This is a genomic window from Pseudomonas sp. GW822-FHT03F08 (genome assembly GCF_058801265.1).
In genome coordinates, this window is sequence record NZ_JBXANC010000004.1 from 14,091 (window position 1) to 36,220 (window position 22,130).

20 protein-coding genes and 1 pseudogene are annotated in these 22,130 nt (G+C 62.2%); 13 read left to right on the top strand and 8 right to left on the bottom strand.

Annotated elements, in window-relative coordinates:
• Positions 1 to 138: 138 nt before the first annotated feature.
• From AC1RME_RS10610 to AC1RME_RS10620, 3 genes are all read left to right on the top strand, one after another.
• Positions 139 to 1,212: a BMP family ABC transporter substrate-binding protein gene (locus AC1RME_RS10610; protein WP_096819691.1), complete on the top strand. Its 1,074-nt coding sequence runs from the start codon at positions 139 to 141 to the stop codon at positions 1,210 to 1,212.
• A gap of 160 nt (positions 1,213 to 1,372) precedes the next feature.
• Entirely contained in the window at positions 1,373 to 2,338 is a 966-nt protein-coding gene (locus AC1RME_RS10615) for a 2-oxoglutarate and iron-dependent oxygenase domain-containing protein (protein ID WP_096819693.1), read from the top strand.
• An 80-nt stretch (positions 2,339 to 2,418) separates the two neighbouring features.
• Positions 2,419 to 3,372, top strand: a complete 954-nt coding sequence (locus AC1RME_RS10620) for an adenosine deaminase (RefSeq protein WP_011332312.1) — start codon at positions 2,419 to 2,421, stop codon at positions 3,370 to 3,372.
• A gap of 49 nt (positions 3,373 to 3,421) precedes the next feature.
• Here AC1RME_RS10620 and AC1RME_RS10625 read toward each other — a convergent pair whose 3' ends face one another.
• The 3 genes from AC1RME_RS10625 to vimR all read right to left on the bottom strand — a co-directional run bounded on the left by AC1RME_RS10625 (position 3,422) and on the right by vimR (position 6,898).
• Positions 3,422 to 4,801 carry an MFS transporter gene (locus AC1RME_RS10625; RefSeq protein ID WP_096819694.1) on the bottom strand — a complete coding sequence of 460 codons (1,380 nt, stop codon included), beginning with the start codon at positions 4,799 to 4,801 and terminating at the stop codon, positions 3,422 to 3,424.
• Positions 4,802 to 4,927: 126 nt separating this feature from the next.
• On the bottom strand, positions 4,928 to 5,662 hold the full coding sequence (locus AC1RME_RS10630; RefSeq protein ID WP_096819695.1) for an ArsR/SmtB family transcription factor: 735 nt from the start codon (positions 5,660 to 5,662) through the stop codon (positions 4,928 to 4,930).
• A 306-nt stretch (positions 5,663 to 5,968) separates the two neighbouring features.
• Positions 5,969 to 6,898, bottom strand: coding sequence for a transcription regulator VimR (vimR, locus tag AC1RME_RS10635; RefSeq protein ID WP_096819696.1), 930 nt, complete (start codon positions 6,896 to 6,898; stop codon positions 5,969 to 5,971).
• Positions 6,899 to 7,014: 116 nt separating this feature from the next.
• Here vimR and AC1RME_RS10640 point away from each other — a divergent pair, with 116 nt between their 5' ends.
• The 3 genes from AC1RME_RS10640 (at position 7,015) to AC1RME_RS10650 (ending at position 8,694) form a co-directional block, all read left to right on the top strand.
• Positions 7,015 to 7,308 carry a putative quinol monooxygenase gene (locus tag AC1RME_RS10640; RefSeq protein ID WP_096819697.1) on the top strand — a complete coding sequence of 98 codons (294 nt, stop codon included), beginning with the start codon at positions 7,015 to 7,017 and terminating at the stop codon, positions 7,306 to 7,308.
• Positions 7,309 to 7,340: 32 nt separating this feature from the next.
• Positions 7,341 to 8,354, top strand: a complete 1,014-nt coding sequence (locus tag AC1RME_RS10645) for a zinc-binding alcohol dehydrogenase family protein (RefSeq protein ID WP_096819698.1) — start codon at positions 7,341 to 7,343, stop codon at positions 8,352 to 8,354.
• Positions 8,355 to 8,520: 166 nt separating this feature from the next.
• Positions 8,521 to 8,694 carry a hypothetical protein gene (locus AC1RME_RS10650; RefSeq protein ID WP_173861408.1) on the top strand — a complete coding sequence of 58 codons (174 nt, stop codon included), beginning with the start codon at positions 8,521 to 8,523 and terminating at the stop codon, positions 8,692 to 8,694.
• Between the two features lie 10 nt (positions 8,695 to 8,704).
• Here the strand turns inward: AC1RME_RS10650 and AC1RME_RS10655 are convergent, their stop codons facing one another.
• A complete protein-coding gene (locus tag AC1RME_RS10655; RefSeq protein ID WP_096819699.1) occupies positions 8,705 to 9,907 on the bottom strand; it encodes a multidrug effflux MFS transporter in 1,203 nt (400 codons plus the stop codon).
• A gap of 117 nt (positions 9,908 to 10,024) precedes the next feature.
• Positions 10,025 to 10,222, bottom strand: a complete 198-nt coding sequence (locus AC1RME_RS10660; RefSeq protein ID WP_096819700.1) for a heavy-metal-associated domain-containing protein — start codon at positions 10,220 to 10,222, stop codon at positions 10,025 to 10,027.
• A gap of 148 nt (positions 10,223 to 10,370) precedes the next feature.
• On the opposite strand from AC1RME_RS10660, the gene AC1RME_RS10665 reads away from it, so the two are divergent.
• The 3 genes from AC1RME_RS10665 to cueR all read left to right on the top strand — a co-directional run bounded on the left by AC1RME_RS10665 (position 10,371) and on the right by cueR (position 13,646).
• Positions 10,371 to 10,754 (top strand): hypothetical protein, encoded by a 384-nt coding sequence (locus tag AC1RME_RS10665; RefSeq protein ID WP_096819701.1) that lies wholly within the window; start codon positions 10,371 to 10,373, stop codon positions 10,752 to 10,754.
• Positions 10,755 to 10,845: 91 nt separating this feature from the next.
• Positions 10,846 to 13,236 (top strand): heavy metal translocating P-type ATPase, encoded by a 2,391-nt coding sequence (locus tag AC1RME_RS10670; protein WP_096819702.1) that lies wholly within the window; start codon positions 10,846 to 10,848, stop codon positions 13,234 to 13,236.
• Positions 13,233 to 13,646 carry a Cu(I)-responsive transcriptional regulator gene (cueR, locus tag AC1RME_RS10675; protein WP_096819703.1) on the top strand — a complete coding sequence of 138 codons (414 nt, stop codon included), beginning with the start codon at positions 13,233 to 13,235 and terminating at the stop codon, positions 13,644 to 13,646. Before AC1RME_RS10670 ends, cueR begins: the two co-directional genes overlap by 4 nt.
• Here cueR and AC1RME_RS10680 read toward each other — a convergent pair.
• Together AC1RME_RS10680 and AC1RME_RS10685 are read right to left on the bottom strand one after the other, a co-directional pair.
• On the bottom strand, positions 13,600 to 14,817 hold the full coding sequence (locus tag AC1RME_RS10680) for an MFS transporter (RefSeq protein WP_493091170.1): 1,218 nt from the start codon (positions 14,815 to 14,817) through the stop codon (positions 13,600 to 13,602). The genes cueR and AC1RME_RS10680 overlap by 47 nt on opposite strands.
• A gap of 56 nt (positions 14,818 to 14,873) precedes the next feature.
• Positions 14,874 to 15,770 (bottom strand): PA4780 family RIO1-like protein kinase, encoded by an 897-nt coding sequence (locus tag AC1RME_RS10685; RefSeq protein ID WP_011332300.1) that lies wholly within the window; start codon positions 15,768 to 15,770, stop codon positions 14,874 to 14,876.
• A gap of 600 nt (positions 15,771 to 16,370) precedes the next feature.
• On the opposite strand from AC1RME_RS10685, the pseudogene AC1RME_RS10690 reads away from it, so the two are divergent.
• Positions 16,371 to 17,303 (top strand): annotated as a pseudogene (locus AC1RME_RS10690) (cache domain-containing protein); the annotation flags it as partial.
• A gap of 129 nt (positions 17,304 to 17,432) precedes the next feature.
• Positions 17,433 to 18,161, top strand: coding sequence for a methyl-accepting chemotaxis protein (locus AC1RME_RS10695; RefSeq protein ID WP_371858331.1), 729 nt, complete (start codon positions 17,433 to 17,435; stop codon positions 18,159 to 18,161).
• A gap of 49 nt (positions 18,162 to 18,210) precedes the next feature.
• Here AC1RME_RS10695 and AC1RME_RS10700 read toward each other — a convergent pair whose 3' ends face one another.
• Positions 18,211 to 19,488, bottom strand: coding sequence for an acetyl-CoA C-acetyltransferase (locus tag AC1RME_RS10700; RefSeq protein WP_493091172.1), 1,278 nt, complete (start codon positions 19,486 to 19,488; stop codon positions 18,211 to 18,213).
• Between the two features lie 177 nt (positions 19,489 to 19,665).
• On the opposite strand from AC1RME_RS10700, the gene AC1RME_RS10705 reads away from it, so the two are divergent.
• Both AC1RME_RS10705 and AC1RME_RS10710 read left to right on the top strand, forming a co-directional pair.
• Positions 19,666 to 21,018 (top strand): 3-oxoacyl-ACP reductase, encoded by a 1,353-nt coding sequence (locus AC1RME_RS10705; protein ID WP_493091174.1) that lies wholly within the window; start codon positions 19,666 to 19,668, stop codon positions 21,016 to 21,018.
• 2 nt (positions 21,019 to 21,020) lie between these two features.
• On the top strand, positions 21,021 to 21,875 hold the full coding sequence (locus tag AC1RME_RS10710; RefSeq protein ID WP_493091176.1) for a MaoC family dehydratase: 855 nt from the start codon (positions 21,021 to 21,023) through the stop codon (positions 21,873 to 21,875).
• The last annotated feature ends 255 nt before the right edge of the window (positions 21,876 to 22,130 follow it).

The following is a 22,130-nucleotide window of genomic DNA, read 5'->3' on the forward strand; positions in this document are numbered from 1 at the left end:
TCCCACGGGTGATCGTGCTCCCATATGGGAGCGAGCTTGCTCGCGAAGGCCTCGCCTCGATTTCGACTCGATTTGTTGTCCGCTTGGTCAGCCTTTTGCATTGCCCTCCCCACACACAACAAAAGGGAGTTCGCGTTCATGCAAAAACGTCCACTGCAAACACTGCTGTGCATCGCCATGGGCCTTGGCCTCAGCCTGGGCGCCAGTGCCGCCGATCCACTGAAAGTCGGCTTCGTCTACATCGGCCCCATCGGCGACCACGGCTGGACGTATCAGCATGAACAGGGGCGCAAGGCGCTGGCGGAAAAACTCGGCGCGCAGATCACCACCAACTACGTGGAGAACGTCGCCGAAGGCGCCGATGCCGAACGGGTGATCCGCAACATGGCCAAGGACAACTACGACCTGATCTTCACCACCTCTTTCGGCTACATGAACCCGACGGTGAAAGTCGCCAAACAGTTTCCCAAGGTGACCTTCGAACACGCCACCGGCTACAAGCAGGACAAGAACCTCGGCACCTATCTGGCGCGCACCTACGAGGGCCGTTACGTCGGTGGTTTCCTCGCGGCGAAGATGACCAAGACCAAGAAGATTGGCTATGTCGCCTCGTTCCCGATCCCGGAAGTGATCCGCGACATCAACGCCATCCAGCTGGCCCTGAACAAGTACAACCCCGGCACCGAGATCAAAGTGGTGTGGGTCAATTCGTGGTTCGATCCGGGTAAAGAGGCCGACGCCGCCAATGCGCTGATCGATCAGGGCGTGGACGTGGTGTTCCAGCACACCGACAGCCCGGCGCCAATCCAGGCCGCCGAACGACGTGGCGTCTATGCCGTGGGCTACGCTTCCGACATGGCGCACTTCGGCCCGAAAGCGGTGCTGACTTCGATCGTCAACGACTGGGCACCGCACTACATTCAGGCGACCCAGAGCGTGATCGATCACAACTGGAAATCCCAGGACTACTGGGGCGGGTTGAAGGAAGGCACGGTCGAACTGCCGATCAGCGATCTGGTGCCGGCGCCGGTGAAGGCCGAAGCCGAGCAGATCATCGCTGACATCAAGAGCGGCACCTTGCAACCGTTCACCGGGCCGATCAAGGATCAGGCCGGGGTCGAGAAAATCCCGGCGGGGGTCAGCGCGACCAATGTGGAACTGGCGTCGATGAACTACTACGTCGAAGGCATGAAGGCCGAGATGCCGAAGTAATCCACCTGACGCCGACCTGACCCTGATCGTTCCCACGCTCTGCGTGGGAATGCAGCCCGGGACGCTCCGCGTCCCTGCCAAAGCGGACGCGGAGCGTCCATTGAGGCATTCCCACGCGGAGCGTGGGAACGATCCCCCTTTTACCTTTCAAGGATTTTGTATGGATCAGCTTCCAATCATCGACATCAGCCCGCTCTACTCCGACGACCAGAACGCTTGGTCCGCCGTCGCCGAACAGATCGACCACGCCTGCCGCGAATGGGGCTTCTTCTACATCAAGGGTCACCCGATTTCTGCGCAGCGAATCGAATCCCTGCTCGATCACGCACAGCGCTTCTTTGCGCAACCGGCAGAAGAAAAACTCAAGATCGACATCACCCAGACTGTCCATCACCGCGGCTACGGCGCCATCGCCACCGAGCAGCTCGACCCGGACAAACCCAGCGACCTCAAGGAAACCTTCGACATGGGCCTGCACCTGCCGGCCGATCATCCCGAGGTGCTGGCAGCAAAACCCTTGCGTGGCCCCAACCGTCATCCGGCCATTCCCGGCTGGGAAACGCTGATGGAGCAGCACTACCTCGACATGCAGGCCCTCGCGCAAACCCTGCTGCGAGCCATGACCCTGGCGCTGGGCATCGAGAGCGACTTCTTCGACACACGCTTCAACGAGCCGGTCAGCGTGCTGCGGATGATCCATTACCCGCCGCGTCACACCGCCAGTTCCGCCGAACAGCAGGGGGCCGGTGCGCATACCGATTACGGCTGTATCACTCTGCTGTATCAGGACGCGGCCGGCGGCTTGCAGGTGAGAAACGTAAAAGGCCAGTGGATCGACGCACCGCCCATCGACGGCACGTTCGTGGTCAACCTCGGCGACATGATGGCGCGCTGGAGCAACGACCGTTATCGCTCGACCCCGCACCGGGTGATCAGCCCGTTAGGCGTTGATCGCTATTCGATGCCGTTCTTCGCCGAACCGCATCCGGACACCCGCATCGAATGCCTGCCCGGTTGCCAGGACGACCGACATCCAGCGAAATATCCGACCACCACCTGCGCCGAATTCCTGCTGTCACGCTTCGCCGATACCTACGCCTACCGACGAGAGCAGGAAGCGGTGTGATGGATCGGTTGGTCAGGTTTTGCCAATTGTTTCGGCGGGCATCTGTAGAATGCCGTCATTGCACCTGATGAGAAAAGAATATGTACGACTGGCTCAATGCCCTGCCCAAGGCTGAACTGCACCTGCACCTCGAAGGTTCGCTGGAGCCCGAGCTGCTGTTCGCCCTGGCCGAACGCAACAAGATCGCCCTGCCGTGGAGCGACGTCGAGACCCTGCGCAAGGCTTACGCCTTCAACAACCTGCAGGAATTCCTCGACCTGTATTACCAGGGCGCCGACGTGCTGCGCACTTCCCAGGATTTCTACGACCTGACCTGGGCCTACCTGCTGCGCTGCAAAGAACAGAACGTGATCCACACCGAACCGTTCTTCGATCCGCAGACCCACACCGACCGTGGCATCCCGTTCGAAGTGGTGCTCAACGGCATCGCCGCCGCGCTGAAGGATGGCGAGCAGCAACTGGGCATCACCAGCGGTTTGATCCTGAGCTTCCTGCGCCACCTGAGCGAAGACGAAGCGCAGAAAACCCTCGACCAGGCACTGCCGTTCCGTGATGCGTTTGTCGCGGTAGGTCTGGACAGTTCCGAGATGGGTCACCCGCCGAGCAAGTTCCAGCGCGTGTTCGACCGTGCCCGTCACGAAGGCTTCCTGACCGTCGCCCACGCCGGCGAAGAAGGCCCGCCGGAGTACATCTGGGAAGCCATCGACCTGCTGAAAATCCAGCGTATCGACCATGGCGTTCGCGCCATCGAAGACGAGCGCCTGATGCAGCGGATCATCGACGAGCAGATCCCGCTGACCGTGTGCCCGCTGTCGAACACCAAACTCTGCGTGTTCGATCACATGTCCCAGCACAACATCCTCGACATGCTCGAGCGCGGCGTGAAGGTCACGGTGAACTCCGATGACCCGGCGTACTTCGGGGGTTATGTCACCGAAAACTTCCATGCCTTGCACGAACATCTGGGCATGACCCAGGATCAGGCCAAACGCCTGGCACAAAACAGCCTGGATGCGCGGTTGGTAAAACCGTAACAGCACAAAGCCGTTCGAACACGCCCGTGTTCGAACGGCTTTTCAGGTCTCAGCGCACAACCGCTTCAGTCAACTCTTCCAGCGTCTTGCCCCGGGTCTCCATCCCGAACAGCCACACCACCCCCGCCGCAATCGCAAAGCACAACGCCCCCAACGCAAACACCCCGCCCTGCCCGGTGATCGGGAACACCAGCCCGGTGACCAACGGCCCGAGCAGCGATCCCACGCGCCCGATGGCCGAGGCGAAACCCGAGCCCGTCGCCCGCGCCGAGGTCGGGTACAACTCGGGCGTGTAGGTGTAGAGCACCGCCCACATGCCGAACAGGAAAAACTGCATCAACAGACCCGTGCCGATCAGCAGCCCGACATTGCCGCCGAACACCGCACTCTGCCCATACAGAAACGCCATCACCCCGCCGCCGAGCAACGTGACGATGCACACCGGCTTGCGTCCCCAGCGCTCCACCAGCCAGGCCGCCATCAGGAACCCGGGAATCCCGCCGAGGGAAATCAGCACCGTGTAATACACCGACTGGGTGACCGCGAACCCCGACTGTTGCAGCAACGCGCTGAGCCAGGACGTCAGTCCGTAGAACCCGAGCAATGCAAAGAACCACAGACTCCAGAGCATCATCGTGCGCTGGCGGTACAGCGGCGACCAGATCTGGCCGAGGGCCGACAGGAAGTTGCCCGGAGGCGTGATCACCCGAGGCAGGCGAACCGGCTCCGGCAACGCAGCCCCGCCAAGCGACGCCCGCACCCGGTCCTCAATGGCGCACAACACCTTGTCCGCCGCGTCATGCTTACCCGCCTGTTCCAGCCAGCGTGGTGACTCGGGAATAAAAAAGCGGATCGCCAATACAAATACCGCCGGCACCGCCAACACCAGAAAGATGTCGCGCCAGCCAATCAGCGGCAGCAGGAAATACGACAGCACGCCAGCAGCGACAAACCCCAGCGGCCAGAAGCCGTCCATCAAGGCGATGTAGCGCCCGCGACGCCGGGCCGGAATCAGCTCCGACAGCATCGATTGGGCAATCGGAAACTCCATGCCCATGCCGATCCCCAGCAGGATGCGGAACAGGGTCAGGCTCTCGACCGTTTGCGCCGTAGAGCACAGGTAACTGGCCACACCCCACAACACGATGCTCCACTGAAACACCGGTTTACGGCCGAAACGATCAGCCAGCAGTCCGGACAGCGATGCGCCCAGCACCATGCCGAAAAAACTCGAACTGGCGAGCAGCCCGGCTTCGGCGCTGCTCAGGCCGAATTCGGTTTTGATCGAGCCGAGCAGGAAGGTCATCATCGCCAGATCCATGGAGTCGAAGAAAAACGCCAGGGCGATGATGATGAATATGATCCGGTGATAACCGCTGACCGGCAGGCGTTCCAGTCGATCTGCCGCGCTGAAGTTTCCCGTGTCCATGCCACCTCCTCCATCCGAAATGTCTGCGGATCGAGTGTGCGCGATAGCCGTTCAGCCTTTGTGCCAGATGCGACCTGTTCGCAGTCGTAGGCGACGCCAGTCATCCGGACAATGGTGCGAAGCGCTCTACAATGCCATTTCCAGCTCGGTTTCCCGGGCGAATCGATGAATTTCCCGCTGCCCCGCCGCCGTCAGTTGCAGGGCGCGGGAATCGTTGGGCAGCATCAACCAGCCGGACTGCATGAACAGCTGCAACAACGCCGCCCCCAGCGAACCGCCCATGTGCGGGCGTCGCTCGCTCCAGTCCGGGCACGCGCAAGCCACCTGAACATTGCGATGAGCCAGCGCCTGGATGAAGACCCCGCGACTGGCCAACTGTGTCGAGCCCTTGTGGGTGACGACCACCCGATGTTCAAGCTGTTCGATCCAGCCGGCATCGAGCAGGCGCTGGTACAGGTCGGCCGCCAGCGTACCGCCCAGATGATCGTCGCAAAAACGCGCACGCAGCAGGGAAGACGGCGCGGCCTGTGGTCTGGCAATGGGTGTGGCGCGCTTGAACACGTCGGGAACCTCCCGCGGCGCGCTGGCAAGCGTGGCGCTGGCCAGGGCCTCGATGGCCGCGCCGACTTCCGGAGCCGCCAGGCGAAAGAAGCGCTTGCGCCCGCGAGCCTCGACCTTCAACAGACCGCCCGTGGACAAGCGCCCCAGATGCGCGCTGGCCGACGAGGGCGACAGCCCCGCCAACAGAGCCAGTTCCTCGGTCTGCCGGGCCGAGCCATCCATCAACGCCCACATCATTGCGCTGCGTTTGGGATCGGCCAGCAACGTGGCGATCTGGCTGATGCAAGGTGCATGTTCCATGTATTCACTCCCTGTTGAATCGTATCGTCTACTGCTCAGAGACATCTTGACCAGTAATCAGTCGTCGGCCAAGCCGCGCAAAACGCCTTGATCCGAGGCAAGGCAACACACTGCCACCCGGCATTCGCAGTAATTGATGCAACCCTCACCGCTGCCCGGTCAGTGTCGGTCCGAGCGAGCCTGTTCCCGCGTGCCGGTGCAGGCTTCAGGCGGTCGCTAGTATAAGCGGGTTGCTCGCGGCGTCCTGCGCCGGAGCGGGTACGGCTGGTGATTGTTCCTGACAGAAATTTCGCTATTTACCTGCGACTAATGATCAACCTGCGGAAAAACGGGAAATCGGCTACTCAGTTCGGCGCAACGGCTGGCGAGCATCTCCCTCAACAGGTTCACCGGCTTACTCAATTGTGCGCGATGGGCGCACAGCAGATTCAGCGGAGCCCGCTCGCAGAGCAGGCCGGGCAGCAGCACTTTCAATCGCCCGGCGAGCACATCGTCGGCCACATCCAGCCAGGATTTGTAGGCGATGCCCGCCCCCGCGACGGCCCATAACCGCACCACGTCGGCGTCATCGCTGAAGCGGTCGCCACTGACGGTCAGGCTGACTTCGCGTTTGCCGTCATGAAAACTCCAGTGGTCATGCACCCGACTGCCCAGCATGTACAACAGGCAATTGTGCTGCGCGAGCTGTTCCAGTTGAGTCGGCTCGCCGTGTTTCGCCAGATAGCCGGGAGAGGCACACAGCACCCGCCGGTTCTGCGCAGCGATGGGCAATGCGACCAGACTGGAATCCTCCGGTTCGCCATAACGCAGGGCGATGTCCACCGGTTGGCGAAACAGATCGGCGATGCGGTCGCCCAACAGCAGACGCACCGTCAATTTCGGGTGTTCACGCTGAAACTCATCAAGCCACGGCAACAGCAGGTTGCGGCCGAAATCCGACGGTGCCGACAGTTGCAGAATCCCGCTGACCTGGTCCTGACCGCTGGCCAGCAGACGACGGCCTTCATCCAGGTTGCTCAGCGCCGCCCGGGCGTATTCGAGGAAGCCTTCGCCCTCGGAGGTCAGGCGCAAACTGCGGGTGGAACGCGCCAGCAACCGTGCCCCGAGTTGTTGTTCGATACGCTTGAGCGCCGCGCTGGCCACGGCGGCGGACATGTCCATCACCCGGGCCGCCGCCGACAGACTGCCCAGATCCGCCGCCCGGACAAACAACTGCAAGTCATCGAAACGCAGCATTTCAGCCTCGATTATCAAAAAAATATTGAAAGAGACTGCTCTTTTAGCCGGTTTTATCTCGCGTAGAAATAGCCAATCATGCCTCCCATCGAATTCATCCCGTTCCGGAGTCGAACATGTCCCAGCCCTTCACCGCCATTGCCACCCTGATCGCCAAACCTGGCCAGCAGGACGCCCTCGAACAGCATCTGCGTGCACTGATCGAACCGACCCGCGCCGAAGCCGGTTGCGGTCAATACGACCTGCACCAGGACCTGGCCAACCCGCTGGCCTTCTACATGATCGAGCAGTGGGCCAGCGACGAAGCCCTGCAGGCCCACGACGACAGTGCGCATATCCAGCATTTCCGGGCTCAGGCCGCAGGCTTCCTCGAACACTTCGAGCTCAAGCGTCTGCGCGCCATCGCCTGAATCCTTCCTTCAAGCATCTTTCGGAGTCATCCATGAAAGCCATCGCCTATTACGCATCGCTGCCGATCAGCGACGAAAAATCCCTGCAAGACATCGAACTGCCGGAGCCAGTGGCCGGCCCGCGCGACCTGTTGGTCGAAGTCAAAGCGATCTCGGTCAACCCGGTCGACACCAAGGTTCGCCAGAACGTCGCGCCAGAAGGCGGCGCCGCCAAAGTGCTGGGCTGGGATGTGGCCGGTGTGGTCAAGTCGGTCGGCAGTGAAGTGACGCTGTTCAAGGCCGGCGACAAGGTCTTCTACGCCGGCTCCATCGCCCGGGCTGGTGGCAACAGTGAACTGCATGTGGTGGATGAACGGATCGTCGGCCATATGCCGAAAACCCTCGGTTTCGCAGAGGCCGCCGCCCTGCCGCTGACCGCCATTACGGCGTGGGAGCTGTTGTTCGAACGCCTGCAAATCCGCGAAGGCAACACCGATGAAGGCCAGAGCCTGCTGATCGTCGGCGCGGCCGGTGGCGTGGGTTCGATCCTGACCCAACTGGCCAGCCAGCTGACCGGGCTCAAAGTGATCGGCACCGCCTCCCGTCCGCAAACCCGCTACTGGGTAAACGAGCTGGGCGCTGACCTGGTGATCGATCACAGCCAGCCGTTGAGCGAAGAACTGAAACGCGCCGGCCACCCCCATGTGACCCACGTCGCCAGCCTGACCCAGACCGACCAGCATCTGGACCAACTGGTCGAGGCCCTGGCGCCGCAAGGCAAACTGGCGCTGATCGATGATCCGAAGTCGCTGGACGTGACCAAGCTCAAGCGCAAGAGCCTGTCGCTGCATTGGGAGTTCATGTACACCCGCTCGCTGTTCGAAACGCCGGACATGATCGAGCAGCACAAACTGCTCAACCGAGTGGCCGAGCTGATCGATGCCGGGACGTTGAAGACCACGGTGGGCGAGCACTTCGGCACGATCAACGCGAGCAATCTGCGCCGAGCCCATGAATTGCTGGAAAGCGGCAAGGCCAAGGGAAAAATTGTTTTAGAAAGTTTCTAAAACTTCGGAGGCCGCAGCCTTCGTCAGCGCCAGACGTGGCTGACTCGGGGGCTGCGGTTGCTTTTTGCCGTCAGTCAGATGCTTGACCCTTGTCACAATTGCGATCGTATTCGGGTCTACAATCGAAACCTCTGCGATGCAATCTTTTACGTCCGGGAGGTCAGCAATGAAGATCCTGATAAAAGAAGTGGCAAAGTCCCAGTGGCAAGTTCGTCTCGACCAGCACGCCGTGACATTCCGCAGTGAGGCCGAAGCTCGGGCCTTCACCCGCACCCTCGAAGCGCGTCTGTACGCGCCCCATCAGATTCCCGACCTCGGCCAGCAACGCGCTGTCGGCTGAGTTCCTCCGTTCAGACTTCGGCCTGCGCCTTTGCCAGCGCCCGGGCATTCTGTATGCGCCGGGTAAGCATTGCCGCGCTGACCACCAACAGACCGCACAGGCTGATGACCATGGCCATCGGCACGGCGGTGCCATCGTGCAAAACCCCCACCAGCGCCGAAGCCCCGGCGGCGACGCTGAACTGCATGCTGCCGAGCAATGCTGACGCACTGCCGGCGCGAGCGCCCTGCCCGTTCATCGCACTCGCCGCCGCATTGGGGCTGATGCAACCAAGACTCGCCACGCAAATGAACAATGGAATCAGCAGCGGCCACAGTGCCTCGGTGTGCAGGGCACTGACCGCGAGCAGCGTCAGCCCGGCGCCGAAGTAAACCCAGACCGCCCGTGACAGCAGAAACGCCGGGCCACGCTTGGCCAACAGTCGCGCATTGACCTGCGCCACCAGAATGAAGCCCGCCGCGTTGGTGCCGAACAGCCAGCCGAAATGCTCGGCCGGGACGCCATACAGTTTGATGAAAATGAAAGGCGAGCCGGCAATGTAGGCAAACATCCCGGCAATCGCGATGCCGCCGGTCAGGGCATGGCCCATGTAGACCGGGTCGGTCAGCAGTCGACCGTACTGACGCAGAGCACCGGACAGTGGCTGGCGCGGAACATGGGCCGGCAGACTTTCCGGCAGGCCGAGGGCCACCGCCAGGCCGGCCATGGCACTGAACCCGGTCAGCACCAGGAAGATCGACTGCCAACCCGTCGTATTGACCAGCAGACCGCCGAGCATCGGCGCCAGGATTGGCGCCAGCCCCATCACCAGCATCAATTGCGAAAAGACTTTCGCCGAACCCACAGCGTCGCATTTGTCAGCGACCACCGCCCGGGAAATCACCATCCCGGCGCATCCGCCCAGTGCCTGAACGAACCGCGCACCAATCAGCCATTCCAGATTCGGTGCATAAGCGCAGGCCAATGACGCCAGGGTGAACAGCACAAGGCCGGTGAGCAATGGAATCCGCCGCCCGAAACGATCCGCCACCGGACCGTAGGCCAGTTGACCGATGGACAGGCCAAAGAAGTAAGCCGACAGCGTCAGCTGGACGTGTTTCTCATCGGTGCCGAACGCCAGCGCCATGGTGGGAAACGCGGGGAGATAGAAGTCGATCGCCAACGGACCGAAAGCGGTCAAGGCACCGAGAATCAGAATGGTACGGAAGTTCATCAGGCGTCCAGGTTCGACAGGCAGTTGGGCGGGCACTTTAGTAGAGAGTGCAGCCCGACAGTCTAGCCGCGCGAGGACGCCTTGAACATTCCGGTAGCTCGCTAACTATTAAAAAGATCAGGCGAGTTTGATGACATAGCCTTCTTCGCTGATCGCCTCGATCACCTGCTCGGCGCTCAACGCACTTTCGACGCCGACTTCCTTCGCTGCCAGATCGACCCGCACGCTGGCCGCCGGATCCTTGCTCTGGACCGCTTGGGTGACGGCCTTGACGCAGTGACCGCAGGACATGCCTTCAACAGTGAACACTTGCATGGAATGACTCCTTTGAGTGAGGTTGCCGGCAGTTTCGAGCTTGCCACGATGGCAAGGTCAAGTTCTGCAAAAAACTGCCGGGCTGGCAATCGGCGCCGCGCTCGGCCAAGCTGCGTGCATCAATGACATAAATTCAGGAGATTCAGCCATGCGCTGGTCAGCTTTCAGCCTGTTTGGCTTACTCAGCCTCTTTGCCGCGATCCCTTCGGTGCATGCCGCCGGGGAAGATTTCGGGGTGCTGATCATTTCCCGCGAGCGCCTGGAAGTCGCGACCTCCTGCGAGATCGGCGTGTACATCCAGGATCAACTGTCGGCGCGACTGTTCCAGGAACAGAGCACCTCGTTCAACCTGCCGCCGGGCAATGTCTCGCTGCGCCTGAAACTGCTGCCGGGGCAAATGCCGGGCTGCAACCCGGGCATGCTCGCGCCGGGCTCGCAGGAGATCAAACTGCATGCCGGCGACATCCTGAAGTTCCGGATTGCGATGAATGCGGAAGGCATGTACCTCAAGCCAACCGGCCTCGGTTATTGACTCATCCGGATCGGGCGGCGGAATCTGGCGCTTGACCTTGCCAGCATGGCAAGGTTGATCCTGTAGGCATCCACTACAGGGAGTACGACCGATGTCCGATTCCATCACGTTCGATCTGCCCATCAGCGGCATGACCTGCGCCAGTTGCGCCGGCCGCGTCGAGCGCGCCTTGAGCAAAGTCAGCGGTGCCAGCGCCGTCAGCGTCAACCTCGCCACCGAACAGGCCCGGGTGCAGGCACCCGGCGACAGCCTGCCAGCGCTGATGGAGGCGGTTGAACGTGCCGGTTACAGCGTGCCGCAGCAAACCGTGGAATTGAACATCGACGGCATGACCTGCGCCTCCTGCGTCGGCCGTGTCGAACGCGCCCTGAACAAGGTTCCGGGGGTGAAAAGCGTCAGCGTCAACCTCGCCAATGAACGCGCCCACCTCGAACTGCTTGGCGCTGTCGATCCGCAGCTCCTGATCGCCGCCGTGAGCAAGGCCGGTTATTCGGCCAGCCTCTTCGAACTTGAACACCAGACCGACAATCGCCAGCAACGCCTGAACCATGAACGCTGGGCGCTGATCTGCGCGATAACCCTCGCCTTGCCGCTGGTGTTGCCGATGCTGCTGCAACCCTTCGGCATTCACTGGATGCTCCCGGCCTGGGCGCAATTCGCTCTCGCTACCCCAGTGCAATTCATCTTCGGTGCACGTTTTTATGTGGCCGCATGGAAAGCCGTGCGCGCCGGTGCCGGCAACATGGACTTGCTGGTGGCCCTGGGCACCAGCGCCGGTTACGGCCTGAGTCTCTATGAATGGGCGACCGCTGACGGGCGCATGCCGCATCTGTATTTCGAGGCCTCGGCGGTGGTCATCGCTCTGGTGCTGCTTGGCAAATACCTCGAAAGCCGCGCCAAACGCCAGACCGCCAGCGCCATCCGTGCACTGGAAGCCTTGCGCCCGGAGCGAGCGATTCAAGTCATCGAGGGTCGCGAACAAGACGTCGCCATCAGCGCCCTGCGCCTCGGTGACCTTGTACTGGTCAAACCCGGCGAACGTTTCCCGGTGGACGGCGAAGTGCTGGAAGGCCAGAGCCATGCCGATGAAGCGCTGATCAGCGGCGAAAGCCTGCCAGTGCCCAAGCAACCGGGCGACAAGGTCACCGGCGGTGCAATCAACGGCGAAGGCCGCTTGCTGGTGAGCACCACGGCGCTCGGCGCGGAAAGCGTACTGGCGCGGATCATCCGCCTGGTGGAGGACGCTCAGGCGGCTAAGGCACCGATCCAGAAACTGGTGGATAAAGTCAGTCAGGTGTTCGTGCCGACGGTTCTGCTGCTGGCTCTCGCCACGCTGATCGGCTGGTGGTTGTATGGCGCGCCGCTGGAAACCGCGCTGATCAACGCCGTCGCGGTGCTGGTGATCGCCTGCCCCTGCGCCCTCGGTCTGGCGACACCGACCGCGATCATGGCCGGCACCGGCGTGGCGGCGCGCCACGGGATTCTGATCAAGGACGCCGAAGCGCTGGAGCGCGCCCATGAAGTCAGCAGCGTGGTGTTCGACAAGACCGGCACCCTGACCTCCGGCACCCCGCGCATCGCGCATTTCAGTGCGATCGACGGTGATGAGAACGCCCTGCTGACAGCGGCCGGCGCGCTGCAACGCGGCAGTGAACACCCCTTGGCCAAAGCAGTGCTGGATGCCTGTGCCGAACGCCATCTGACGGTGCCCGACGTCGGCGACAGTCAGTCCCTGACTGGTCGCGGCATTGCCGGCCATCTCGACGGTCGGCGCCTCGCCCTGGGCAATCGCCGACTGCTGGAAGAAACCGGCCTGGACGCCGGCACGTTGGCGGAATCCGCCAAGGCCTGGGAAACCGAAGGCCGGACGCTGTCCTGGCTGATCGAAAAAGGCCCCGTTCCCCGTGTCCTCGGCCTGTTCGCCTTCGGCGACACCCTCAAGCCCGGCGCGCTGCACGCGGTGCAACAACTGGCTGCGCGACATATCCACAGCCACCTGCTGACCGGCGACAACCGCGGCAGTGCCCGTGTGGTGGCCGAAGCGCTGGGCATCGAAAACGTCCACGCCGAAGTGCTGCCGGCGGACAAAGCCGCCACCGTCGCCGAGCTGAAAAAGACCGGCGTCGTGGCCATGGTCGGCGACGGCATCAACGACGCCCCGGCACTGGCCGCTGCCGATATCGGCATCGCCATGGGCGGCGGCACCGACGTGGCCATGCACGCCGCCGGCATCACCCTGATGCGCGGCGACCCTCGGCTGGTGCCGGCAGCGCTGGAGATCAGCCGCAAGACCTACGCGAAGATCCGGCAGAACCTGTTCTGGGCCTTCGTCTACAACCTGATCGGCATTCCGCTGGCGGCGTTCGGCTTCCTCAATCCGGTGCTGGCCGGCGCGGCGATGGCGCTGTCGAGCGTCAGCGTGGTGAGCAATGCGCTACTGTTGAAAACCTGGAAACCCGAGGATCTGGAGGACAACCGATGAACATCGGCCAAGCGGCCCGCCACAGTGGCCTGAGCGCGAAGATGATCCGTTATTACGAGTCGATCGGCCTGCTCAAGGCCGCCCATCGCACTGACAGCGGCTATCGCGTCTATGGCGACGATGACCTGCACACGCTGGCGTTCATCAAGCGCTCGCGGGACCTGGGCTTTTCGCTGGAGGAAGTCGGCAAACTGCTGACCCTCTGGCAGGACCGCCAGCGCGCCAGCGCCGATGTGAAGGCCCTGGCCCGCCAGCACATCGACGAGCTGAATCAGAAGATTCGCGAACTCGGCGAACTGCGCGACACCCTGCAGGATCTGGTCGAACACTGCCAGGGCGACCATCGCCCGGACTGCCCGATCCTCAAGGAACTGGCGTCGGGCTGCTGCGCGCAACCCGCTCGCGCCTGAGCAGCAGGACTTTCATCGACAGCACCGTGGCGAGGGGAATGCCGTGGAACAGCAGCACCACGGCACCCGGCGCCCACCAGTTGTAGAACGGTGCGGCGATCAGCATGCCGACGCCGAACCCGGTCATCTGCAACAGCGTCAGGAAACTGAAGATCGGCAGGCGCAGGGGCTCCGGTTCCCGTTGCAGACGTGACATCAGGCCGACTTCCGAGAACCCGTCACCCAATCCGGCCGGCAGCGAAAACAGCAACAGCCCGACGACGCTGTGCTGCTGGAACATCAGGATGAAACCGCAGGACATCAGCAACACCCCGCCAAAGTACCTGCGCTCCAGATGGATGTTTTCAGAGCCATTCAAGCGACTGGCAATTCGCGCGCCCAGCAATTTCCCACTGGCCCATACCGCGAGCATCAGGCCCAGCGTGGTGCTCGCCGAGTCCGGTGTCAGCAGTTTGGAAATGATCGGAAATCCGACGTTGTGTGCAGCGCTACCCAAAGTGTCGGCCATCGTGACAGCCAGCATCGCCGCCACCACCGGGGCGCTGCGCAGGCCTTGCAACAACGCCGACCATTCACCCTGTTTAGCGCTGGATTGGCCGACGGCCTCCGGTGCGCTGAACCGCAGCGGCGCGATCAACAGTGCCGCCAGCAGATAGGTCAGCGCATTCAACGCGAACACCGTTTCAAAGCCAAACCCTGCGACCAGCAGCCCGGACACCAGACTGCCACCGACCATCGCCATGGAAGAGGCGGACGTGATCCAGGCATTGGTTTTGAGCAACTGCGCAGGCTCGATCAGACGCGGCAACTGGCTGTTGAGGCCGATGGCGAACATCGAATTGCCAAAGCCCAGGCCGAACGCAATCAGCGGCAGCAACAACGCCTGCTGGCTGACCGGCACGATCAGCAACAACCCGAGCACAGCGGCGCGCAGCAGATCGAAGGCAATCAACGGCAAGCGACCGCTGCATCGGCGATAAAACGCGGTGCCGATCAGGCTGGCGAAGATCCCGCCGCCCACGCGACTGGCCAGGAAAATCCCGACGCTCATGGCGCTGTTGCTCAGCAGGTAGACATAAGTGGCCAGCGCAACCATGTTGAGGAAAGCGCCGAAATCGGAAATCAGCCGCGCCGTGATGATCAGCCGGGCATTGCGGGAGGTGGTGGTCACAATCAATCCTTGAATGTGTAAAACCCGGCCGAAGCCGGGTTTTCTTTTTCAGATGCTTACTGCATCCACGGTGGCGGAGGCGGTTCGTCGGACTTGCCCTTGGGCTCGTCGTCCGCCGCGCGGATGGCTTGCTTGCGCTCCTCATCCAGGCGCGCCGCTTCGATCTCGCGCAGGACCCCGCCGACATCGGCCAGGTCCTCGGGATCGTCGAACTCGCCGGTCAGCACGCTGGCCGGGTGCAACGTACCCGCTTCGTACAACGCCCACATTTCCTTGGCGTATTTGGTCTTCTTCAACTCCGGGGCGAACCGGCCGAAGTACGACGCCATGTTGCCGACGTCACGCTCCAGCATGCTGAACGCGTGGTTGTTGCCCGCCGCATCCACCGCTTGCGGCAGGTCGATGATGACCGGGCCGGTCGGCGTCAGCAGCACGTTGAACTCCGAGAGGTCACCGTGCACCAGGCCGGTACACAACATCAGCACGATCTGCGAAATCAGGAACGCGTGGTATTCGCGGGCCTGATCCGGTTCCAGCACCACGTCGTTCAGACGCGGCGCGGCGTCGCCGTATTCGTCGGCCACCAGTTCCATCAGCAGCACGCCTTCGAGGAAATCGTACGGCTTGGGCACCCGCACCCCGGCGTTAGCCAGGCGGAACAACGCCGCGACTTCGGCGTTCTGCCAGGCGTCTTCGGCTTCCTTGCGCCCGAATTTGGAACCCTTGGCCATCGCCCGGGCCTGTCGGCTGTTACGAACCTTGCGGCCTTCCTGATACTCGGCCGCCTGGCGGAAACTGCGTTTGTTCGCCTCCTTGTAGACCTTTGCGCAACGTAACTGATTGCCGCAGCGCACCACATAAACAGCTGCTTCTTTGCCACTCATGAGTGGACGCAGCACTTCGTCGACCAGACCGTCCTCGATCAGGGGTTCAATGCGTTTTGGAGTCTTCATCAGCTTTTATTGTGGGTCCTTTATTACCAAACACGCGAATGTCATTCGTTATACGGCAATCCTCGCATCACGGGGAGGGGTTGCCGACCTGTGAACCTGTGGATGCACACACTGTGCCGGATCAAACGGGCCAATCCGCCGCTCTTGTATCGACCGCTGCGAATCATAGCCGAGCCTGCCGAACTTGTTGGCGCAGGGACTTGAGGGCATTTGCGACAGAATCTGACATCCAGCATCACTCCACCCGTAAGAATTTTCTCTTACAGCCTCAATTTCCCTCTCCGGCAGCCGAAGCCCTCAGAGACAGAGGAATTTGTCCGACAATCGTTCCAAAAAAGCTTCGATGTCGCACTCAGGGAATGGAGTGGAAAACACCGTTTTCGGCTGCCAATAAACCGCGAGTCATCTGCACTGCGTGGGCCTACAAGAAAATCTGGAGCGCGGATGAACATCAAACAGAAGTTGACGTGGGCGTTTGCAATCATCGCCTGCTTGCCCGTGGTGCTGGTCGCCACGCTGGTGGTACTCAACCTGCGCAGCGATGCCCGGGAAGGTTTTGTCGACGGCAGCGGACGCGAGATCCGTCAGGTCAGCAACGCCATGCAGCTTTTTTTTGACGGTATCAGCCAGAACGTCGATTACCTGGCGACGCAACCGCTGATCAAGAACACCGACGACAGCCTCAAGACCTACATGAGCGCCAACGCCGAAAGCATCCCGCAGGGCGAGATGGACAAAAAGGTCTTCTCCTTCCTGCAGGATCTGGGCAACAGCCACCCGGCCTACGCCTACGCGATCGTCGGCACCGCTGCCGGTGGTTACGTTTCCTGGCCCGATGACCCCAAGCTGAGCAACTACGATCCGCGTCAGCGTCCCTGGTACAAGGCCGCTCAGGCCAAACCCGGCAAACCGTTGCGCACCGCCGCCTATTACTGGGCGCAGGACGATGCGACCTACGTCAGCACCGTGCGCACCATCGACAACAAACTCGGTAGCAACGGCGGCGTGGTCAGTATCGACGTCACGCTCAAGCAGCTCACCGAGATCGTCAAACAGATCAAGCTCGGCGAAACCGGTTACCTGATGCTGCTGGAAAACAGCGGCATGGTGCTGGTCGATCCGAAACAGCCCGAGCACAACTTCAAGCCCCTCGACAGCCTCGGCGACGGTTACGCGCAACTGGCCAAGGCCGGCAAAGGGCTGGTGGAAGTCGAACTCAACGGCGAGCGCTACATGGCCAACGTCTGGCCGTCGGAGCAACTGGGCTGGACCTTCATCGGCCTGATCAAACAGAACGACGTGATGAGCTCGGCCACTCAGTTGACCTGGCTGATCGCGATTATCGCGGCTGTGTTGGCGGTGCTGTTCGCCGTGGTCGGCGCCAGTTTCGCCAGCCTGATCGTACGCCCGATCCGCAGCGTGGCCAGCGGTCTGGAAGGCATCGCCCAGGGCGAAGGTGATCTGACCAAGAACCTCGATATCCGTGGCAACGACGAAACCGCGCAACTGGCCAACTGGTTCAACCAGTTCCTGACCGCGATCCGCAGCCTGATCCAGCACATCGGTGGCGCGGCCGGGAAAATCCTCGCCACCTCGCAGAGTTCGACCCGGGTTTCCGGCGACATGGCCGAAGCCGCCGGACGCCAGCGTGAAGCCGTGGACATGGTCTCGACCGCGTTCCACGAAATGGTCGCCACCGCCAACGAAGTCGCCCGCTCGTGCAGCCAGGCAGCGGAGTCGGCCGACAGTGGCCAGCGCCAGGCCCGCGAAGGTCAGCAGCAGATCGATGCGGCGGTGCACAGCGTCGATCAACTGAGCCAGGAACTGGAACAATCGGCGCAGTCGATGCAGCAACTGGAACGCGACAGTAACGACATCCAGTCGATCCTCGGCACCATTCGTTCCATCGCCGAACAGACCAACCTGCTGGCACTCAACGCCGCCATCGAAGCGGCGCGTGCCGGTGAGCAAGGCCGTGGCTTTGCGGTGGTGGCCGATGAGGTTCGCGCACTGGCCAAACGCACGGCGGATTCGACGGCGGAAATCGACGGTCTGCTGGGCAACCTTGCCAAGCGCACCAGCGCCGTGACCCAACAGATGCGCGCCAGCCTCGATGTGTCGCAGCAATCGGTGACGCGAATCGGCGAGGCCCGGGCGAGTTTTGGTCAGATCCGTGAATCGGTGGATGTGATTCGGGACATGAATACCCAGATCGCCACGGCCGCCGAAGAGCAGCATCAGGTGGCCGAGGATATCAATCGGCACATCAGCCAGATTCACGGTGATGCGCAGTTGGTGGCGGAACTGGCGAATTCGGCGCGGCTGGATTCGCAGAGTCTGGCGGGGTTGTCGAATGAGCTGGATGGGTTGGTGCGCAGGTTCCGTACCTGAGTGATCTATGAAAGCCCCTCTCCTTTCAGGAGAGGGGCGTCTTGTTCTTTCAGCGCTCGATGATCGCCGTCACCCCCTGCCCCCCCGCCGCACAAATCGAAATCAACCCCCGCCCCCGCCCCGCCGCATCCAGCAGCTTCGCCAGATTGGCCACGATCCGCCCGCCCGTCGCAGCAAACGGATGCCCCGCCGCCAGCGAACTGCCCTTGACGTTCAAACGGCTGCGATCAATCGACCCCAACGGCGCATCAAGCCCCAGCCGGGATTTGCAGTACTCCGGATCCTCCCAGGCCTTCAGTGTGCATAACACTTGCGCGGCAAATGCTTCGTGGATTTCGTAGTAGTCGAAATCCTGCAAGGTCAAACCATTGCGCGCCAGCAAGCGCGGCACCGCATACACCGGGGCCATCAGCAGCCCTTCGGCGCCGTTGACGAAGTCCACCGCCGCCGCTTCGCCGTCGCGCAGATACGCGAGGATCGGCAAGCCACGTTCTTTGGCCCATTCTTCGCTGCCCAGCAACACCACCGATGCGCCATCGGTCAGTGGCGTGGAGTTGCCGGCGGTCAGCGTGCCCTTGGCGCTTTTCTCGAAGGCCGGTTTCAGGGTCGCGAGCTTTTCCAGGGTCAGGTCCGGGCGCAAGTTGTTGTCGCGGGTCAGGCCGAGGAACGGAGTCATCAGGTCGTTGTGCCAGCCTTCGCTGTAGGACGCGGCAAGTTTGTGGTGGCTTTCGAGTGCCAGTTGATCCTGTTCTTCGCGAGGAATGTTCCAGGTCTGCGCCATCAATTCGCAGTGTTGGCCCATCGACAGGCCGGTGCGCGGTTCGCCGTTGCGCGGGAATTCGGGGATCAGGTGTTTCGGACGCAATTGCAGGAAGGTCTTGAGCTTGTCGCCAGTGGTCTTGGCGCGATTGGATTGCAGGAGAATCTTGCGCAGGCCTTCACTGACGCTGATCGGCGCGTCAGACGTGGTGTCGACGCCGCCGGCAATGCCGCAATCGATCTGGCCGAGGGCAATCTTGTTCGCCACCAGCAACGCGGCTTCCAGGCCGGTGCCGCAGGCCTGCTGGATGTCATAGGCAGGCGTTGCCGGCGACAGGCGCGAGCCGAGCACGCATTCGCGGGTCAGGTTCATATCCCGTGACAGTTTCAGCACCGCCCCCGCGACCACTTCGCCCATGCGCTGGCCATGCAGGTTGTAGCGTTCGATCAGGCCTTCAAGGGCGGCGGTGAGCATCACCTGATTGCTCGCGGTGGCATACGGCCCGTTGGAACGGGCGAATGGGATGCGGTTGCCACCAATGATCGCGACGCGGCGCAGCTGACTCATGAAAAACTCCTTGTGAAATATCCAGTCTGAAAATCGGGCACTGAAAATCCCGCCGGGCCCCAAAAACACCGGGGGCAAACTACTCTGCTGTTCTAGCGTAGGCCTTATTGCGTGGATCGAACGATTGATTGCCTTTCGCAGTCCACACTTTGAACCCCATCTTCTGGAGAGCGTTCCATGTCTGACCGCTATATCGACTTCGCCAACTCGTCCATCGGCCACCGTCTGGTCGGGGCCCTGGGCCTGCCGTCGCCGGTGCGGCTGGAACGCTGGCAGGCCGGGCGCCTGCGGCCGGTGGAGGGTGCGCTGCTGATCGGCGGCGGGCCGCTGGCCGAACGGGTCAGCGCCTTTGCCAACCGGCTGACCGATGCCATTTATCGCTACGGCGATCAGCCAGCGACCGCCACCCAATGGATTCCCGGCCATGGCCCGAAACTCAAGGCGGTGGTGTTCGACGCCAGTGAATTGCAGCACACCGACCAGCTCAAGCAACTGCGCGAGTTCTTCCAGCCATTGATGAAGAACCTCGACAGCAGCGCGCACCTGGTGATCCTCGGCCGCGCCCCGGAAACCCTGCGCGAACCTTTCGCCGCCAGTGCTCAGCGGGCACTTGAAGGTTTCTCCCGTTCGTTGGCCAAGGAGTTGCGCAGCGGCGGCACGCTGCAATTGATCTACGTGGGCGAAGGTGCAGAGGATCAACTCGAAGGGCCGCTGCGGTTTTTCCTCTCGCCGAAAAGTGCATTTGTCTCCGGGCAGGTGATTCGTCTGAATCCTTGCGCCACGCCAGTGACCGACTGGACGCGCCCGCTGGCCGGGCGCAAGGCGCTGGTCACCGGCGCGGCGCGGGGTATCGGCGCCTCCATCGCCGAGACGTTGGCCCGTGATGGCGCCGAGGTGATTCTGCTCGACGTGCCGCCGGCCAAGACCGATCTGGAAGCCCTGGCCGCGCGCCTCGGCGGGCGCGCCATCACGCTCGACATCTGCGCCGAGGACGCCGCCGCGCAGCTGATCGAACAGTTGCCGGACGGCCTCGACATTCTGGTGCACAACGCTGGCATCACCCGCGACAAGACCCTGGCCAACATGACGCCCGAGTTCTGGGACGCGGTGCTGGCGGTCAATCTCAATGCCCCACAAGTGCTGACCAAGGCGCTGCTCGACAGCGGCACCCTGCGCGATAACGCGCGGGTGATTCTGCTCGCCTCGATCAGTGGCATCGCCGGCAACCGCGGGCAAACCAATTACGCAGCGAGCAAGGCCGGGCTGATCGGACTGGCCCAGGCCTGGGCACCGACGCTGCTGGAGCGTGGCATCAGCATCAACGCCGTGGCGCCGGGTTTCATCGAAACCCAGATGACCGCGCACATTCCCTTTGGCCTGCGCGAAGCCGGGCGGCGCATGAGTTCGCTGGGCCAGGGTGGCCTGCCACAAGACGTCGCCGAAGCCGTGGCCTGGCTGGCGCAACCGGGCACCGGTGCCTTCACCGGACAGGCATTGCGGGTCTGTGGACAAAGTGTTCTGGGGGCTTAGGCATGAGCATCGAATGGCACACGTTGCACCGCGAACCGAGTCTGCCGGGTTTGTATGTCCGGGCCGCGACCCGGCGCAAAATCACCGGCACCCGTTTGCCCGACAGCGGTCTGCGCTGCGGGGTCGACATCGACGGCAAGCGTCTGGCGGCTTATCGCAAGGTCTGCGGTTTTGCCGATGACGGTCTGCTGCCACCAACTTATCCACATGTCCTGGCGTTTGCGTTGCAGATGCAGTTGCTCACGGCCAAAGACTTTCCCTTCCCGCTGCTGGGGCTGATTCACCTGAGCAATCGCATCCGCATTCTGCGGCCGATGGGCGGGATCAGCCGCGCGCAGGTCAGCGTTCGGGTACACAACCTGAAACCACATCCGAAAGGTGCGACCTTCGATCTGCTGACCAGCCTCGACGATCAGCTTGGCCCGCTGTGGGAAGCCGAAAGCCAGATGCTCTGTCGAGGCGTGAAGCTTGAAGGCGAGGCGCTCGAACAGGCGTGGGAGCCCACGCTGCCACTGATGCAGGTGGCGCAATGGAAAGCCCCGGCGGACATCGGCCGGCAGTACGCCAAGGTCTCCGGCGACTACAACCCGATCCACCTGAGCGCCGCCAGTGCCAGGCTGTTCGGTTTCCCCACCGCCATTGCCCATGGTCTGTGGAACAAGGCCCGCACCCTGGCCGCGCTGGCGGATCACCTGCCCAGGGCCAACCTGGAAATCGCCGTGCATTTTCGTAAACCGGTGCGCCTGCCGAGCGAGGTATCGCTGTTCGCCAGCGCGGCGGGTTCCAGCGGTGAGTTGCGTCTTATCGGTGCCGGGGACCTGGAGCACATGGTCGGCCACTGGCAACCGATTGCCTGAATCAATAGGCCGCGCCGATCGTTACCGCGCCCCTCGCGGAGTTCGATCACAACAGAGAAACATGATCAATTGTGTGTATATAACTTAAGTTTCTGCCGCCGTTATCCAGCCCCCGGCCAAACATCAAGCCTTGATTCTCAAGGCTTTTTTTTGCGCGTTTATATCCTCGGCATTAGTCGTTAAGCAGCAAATCACACGCTTATATAAAGGCGTTAATACCAACTTGAGAATGGTGTGGATCCAACCTTGCGACTG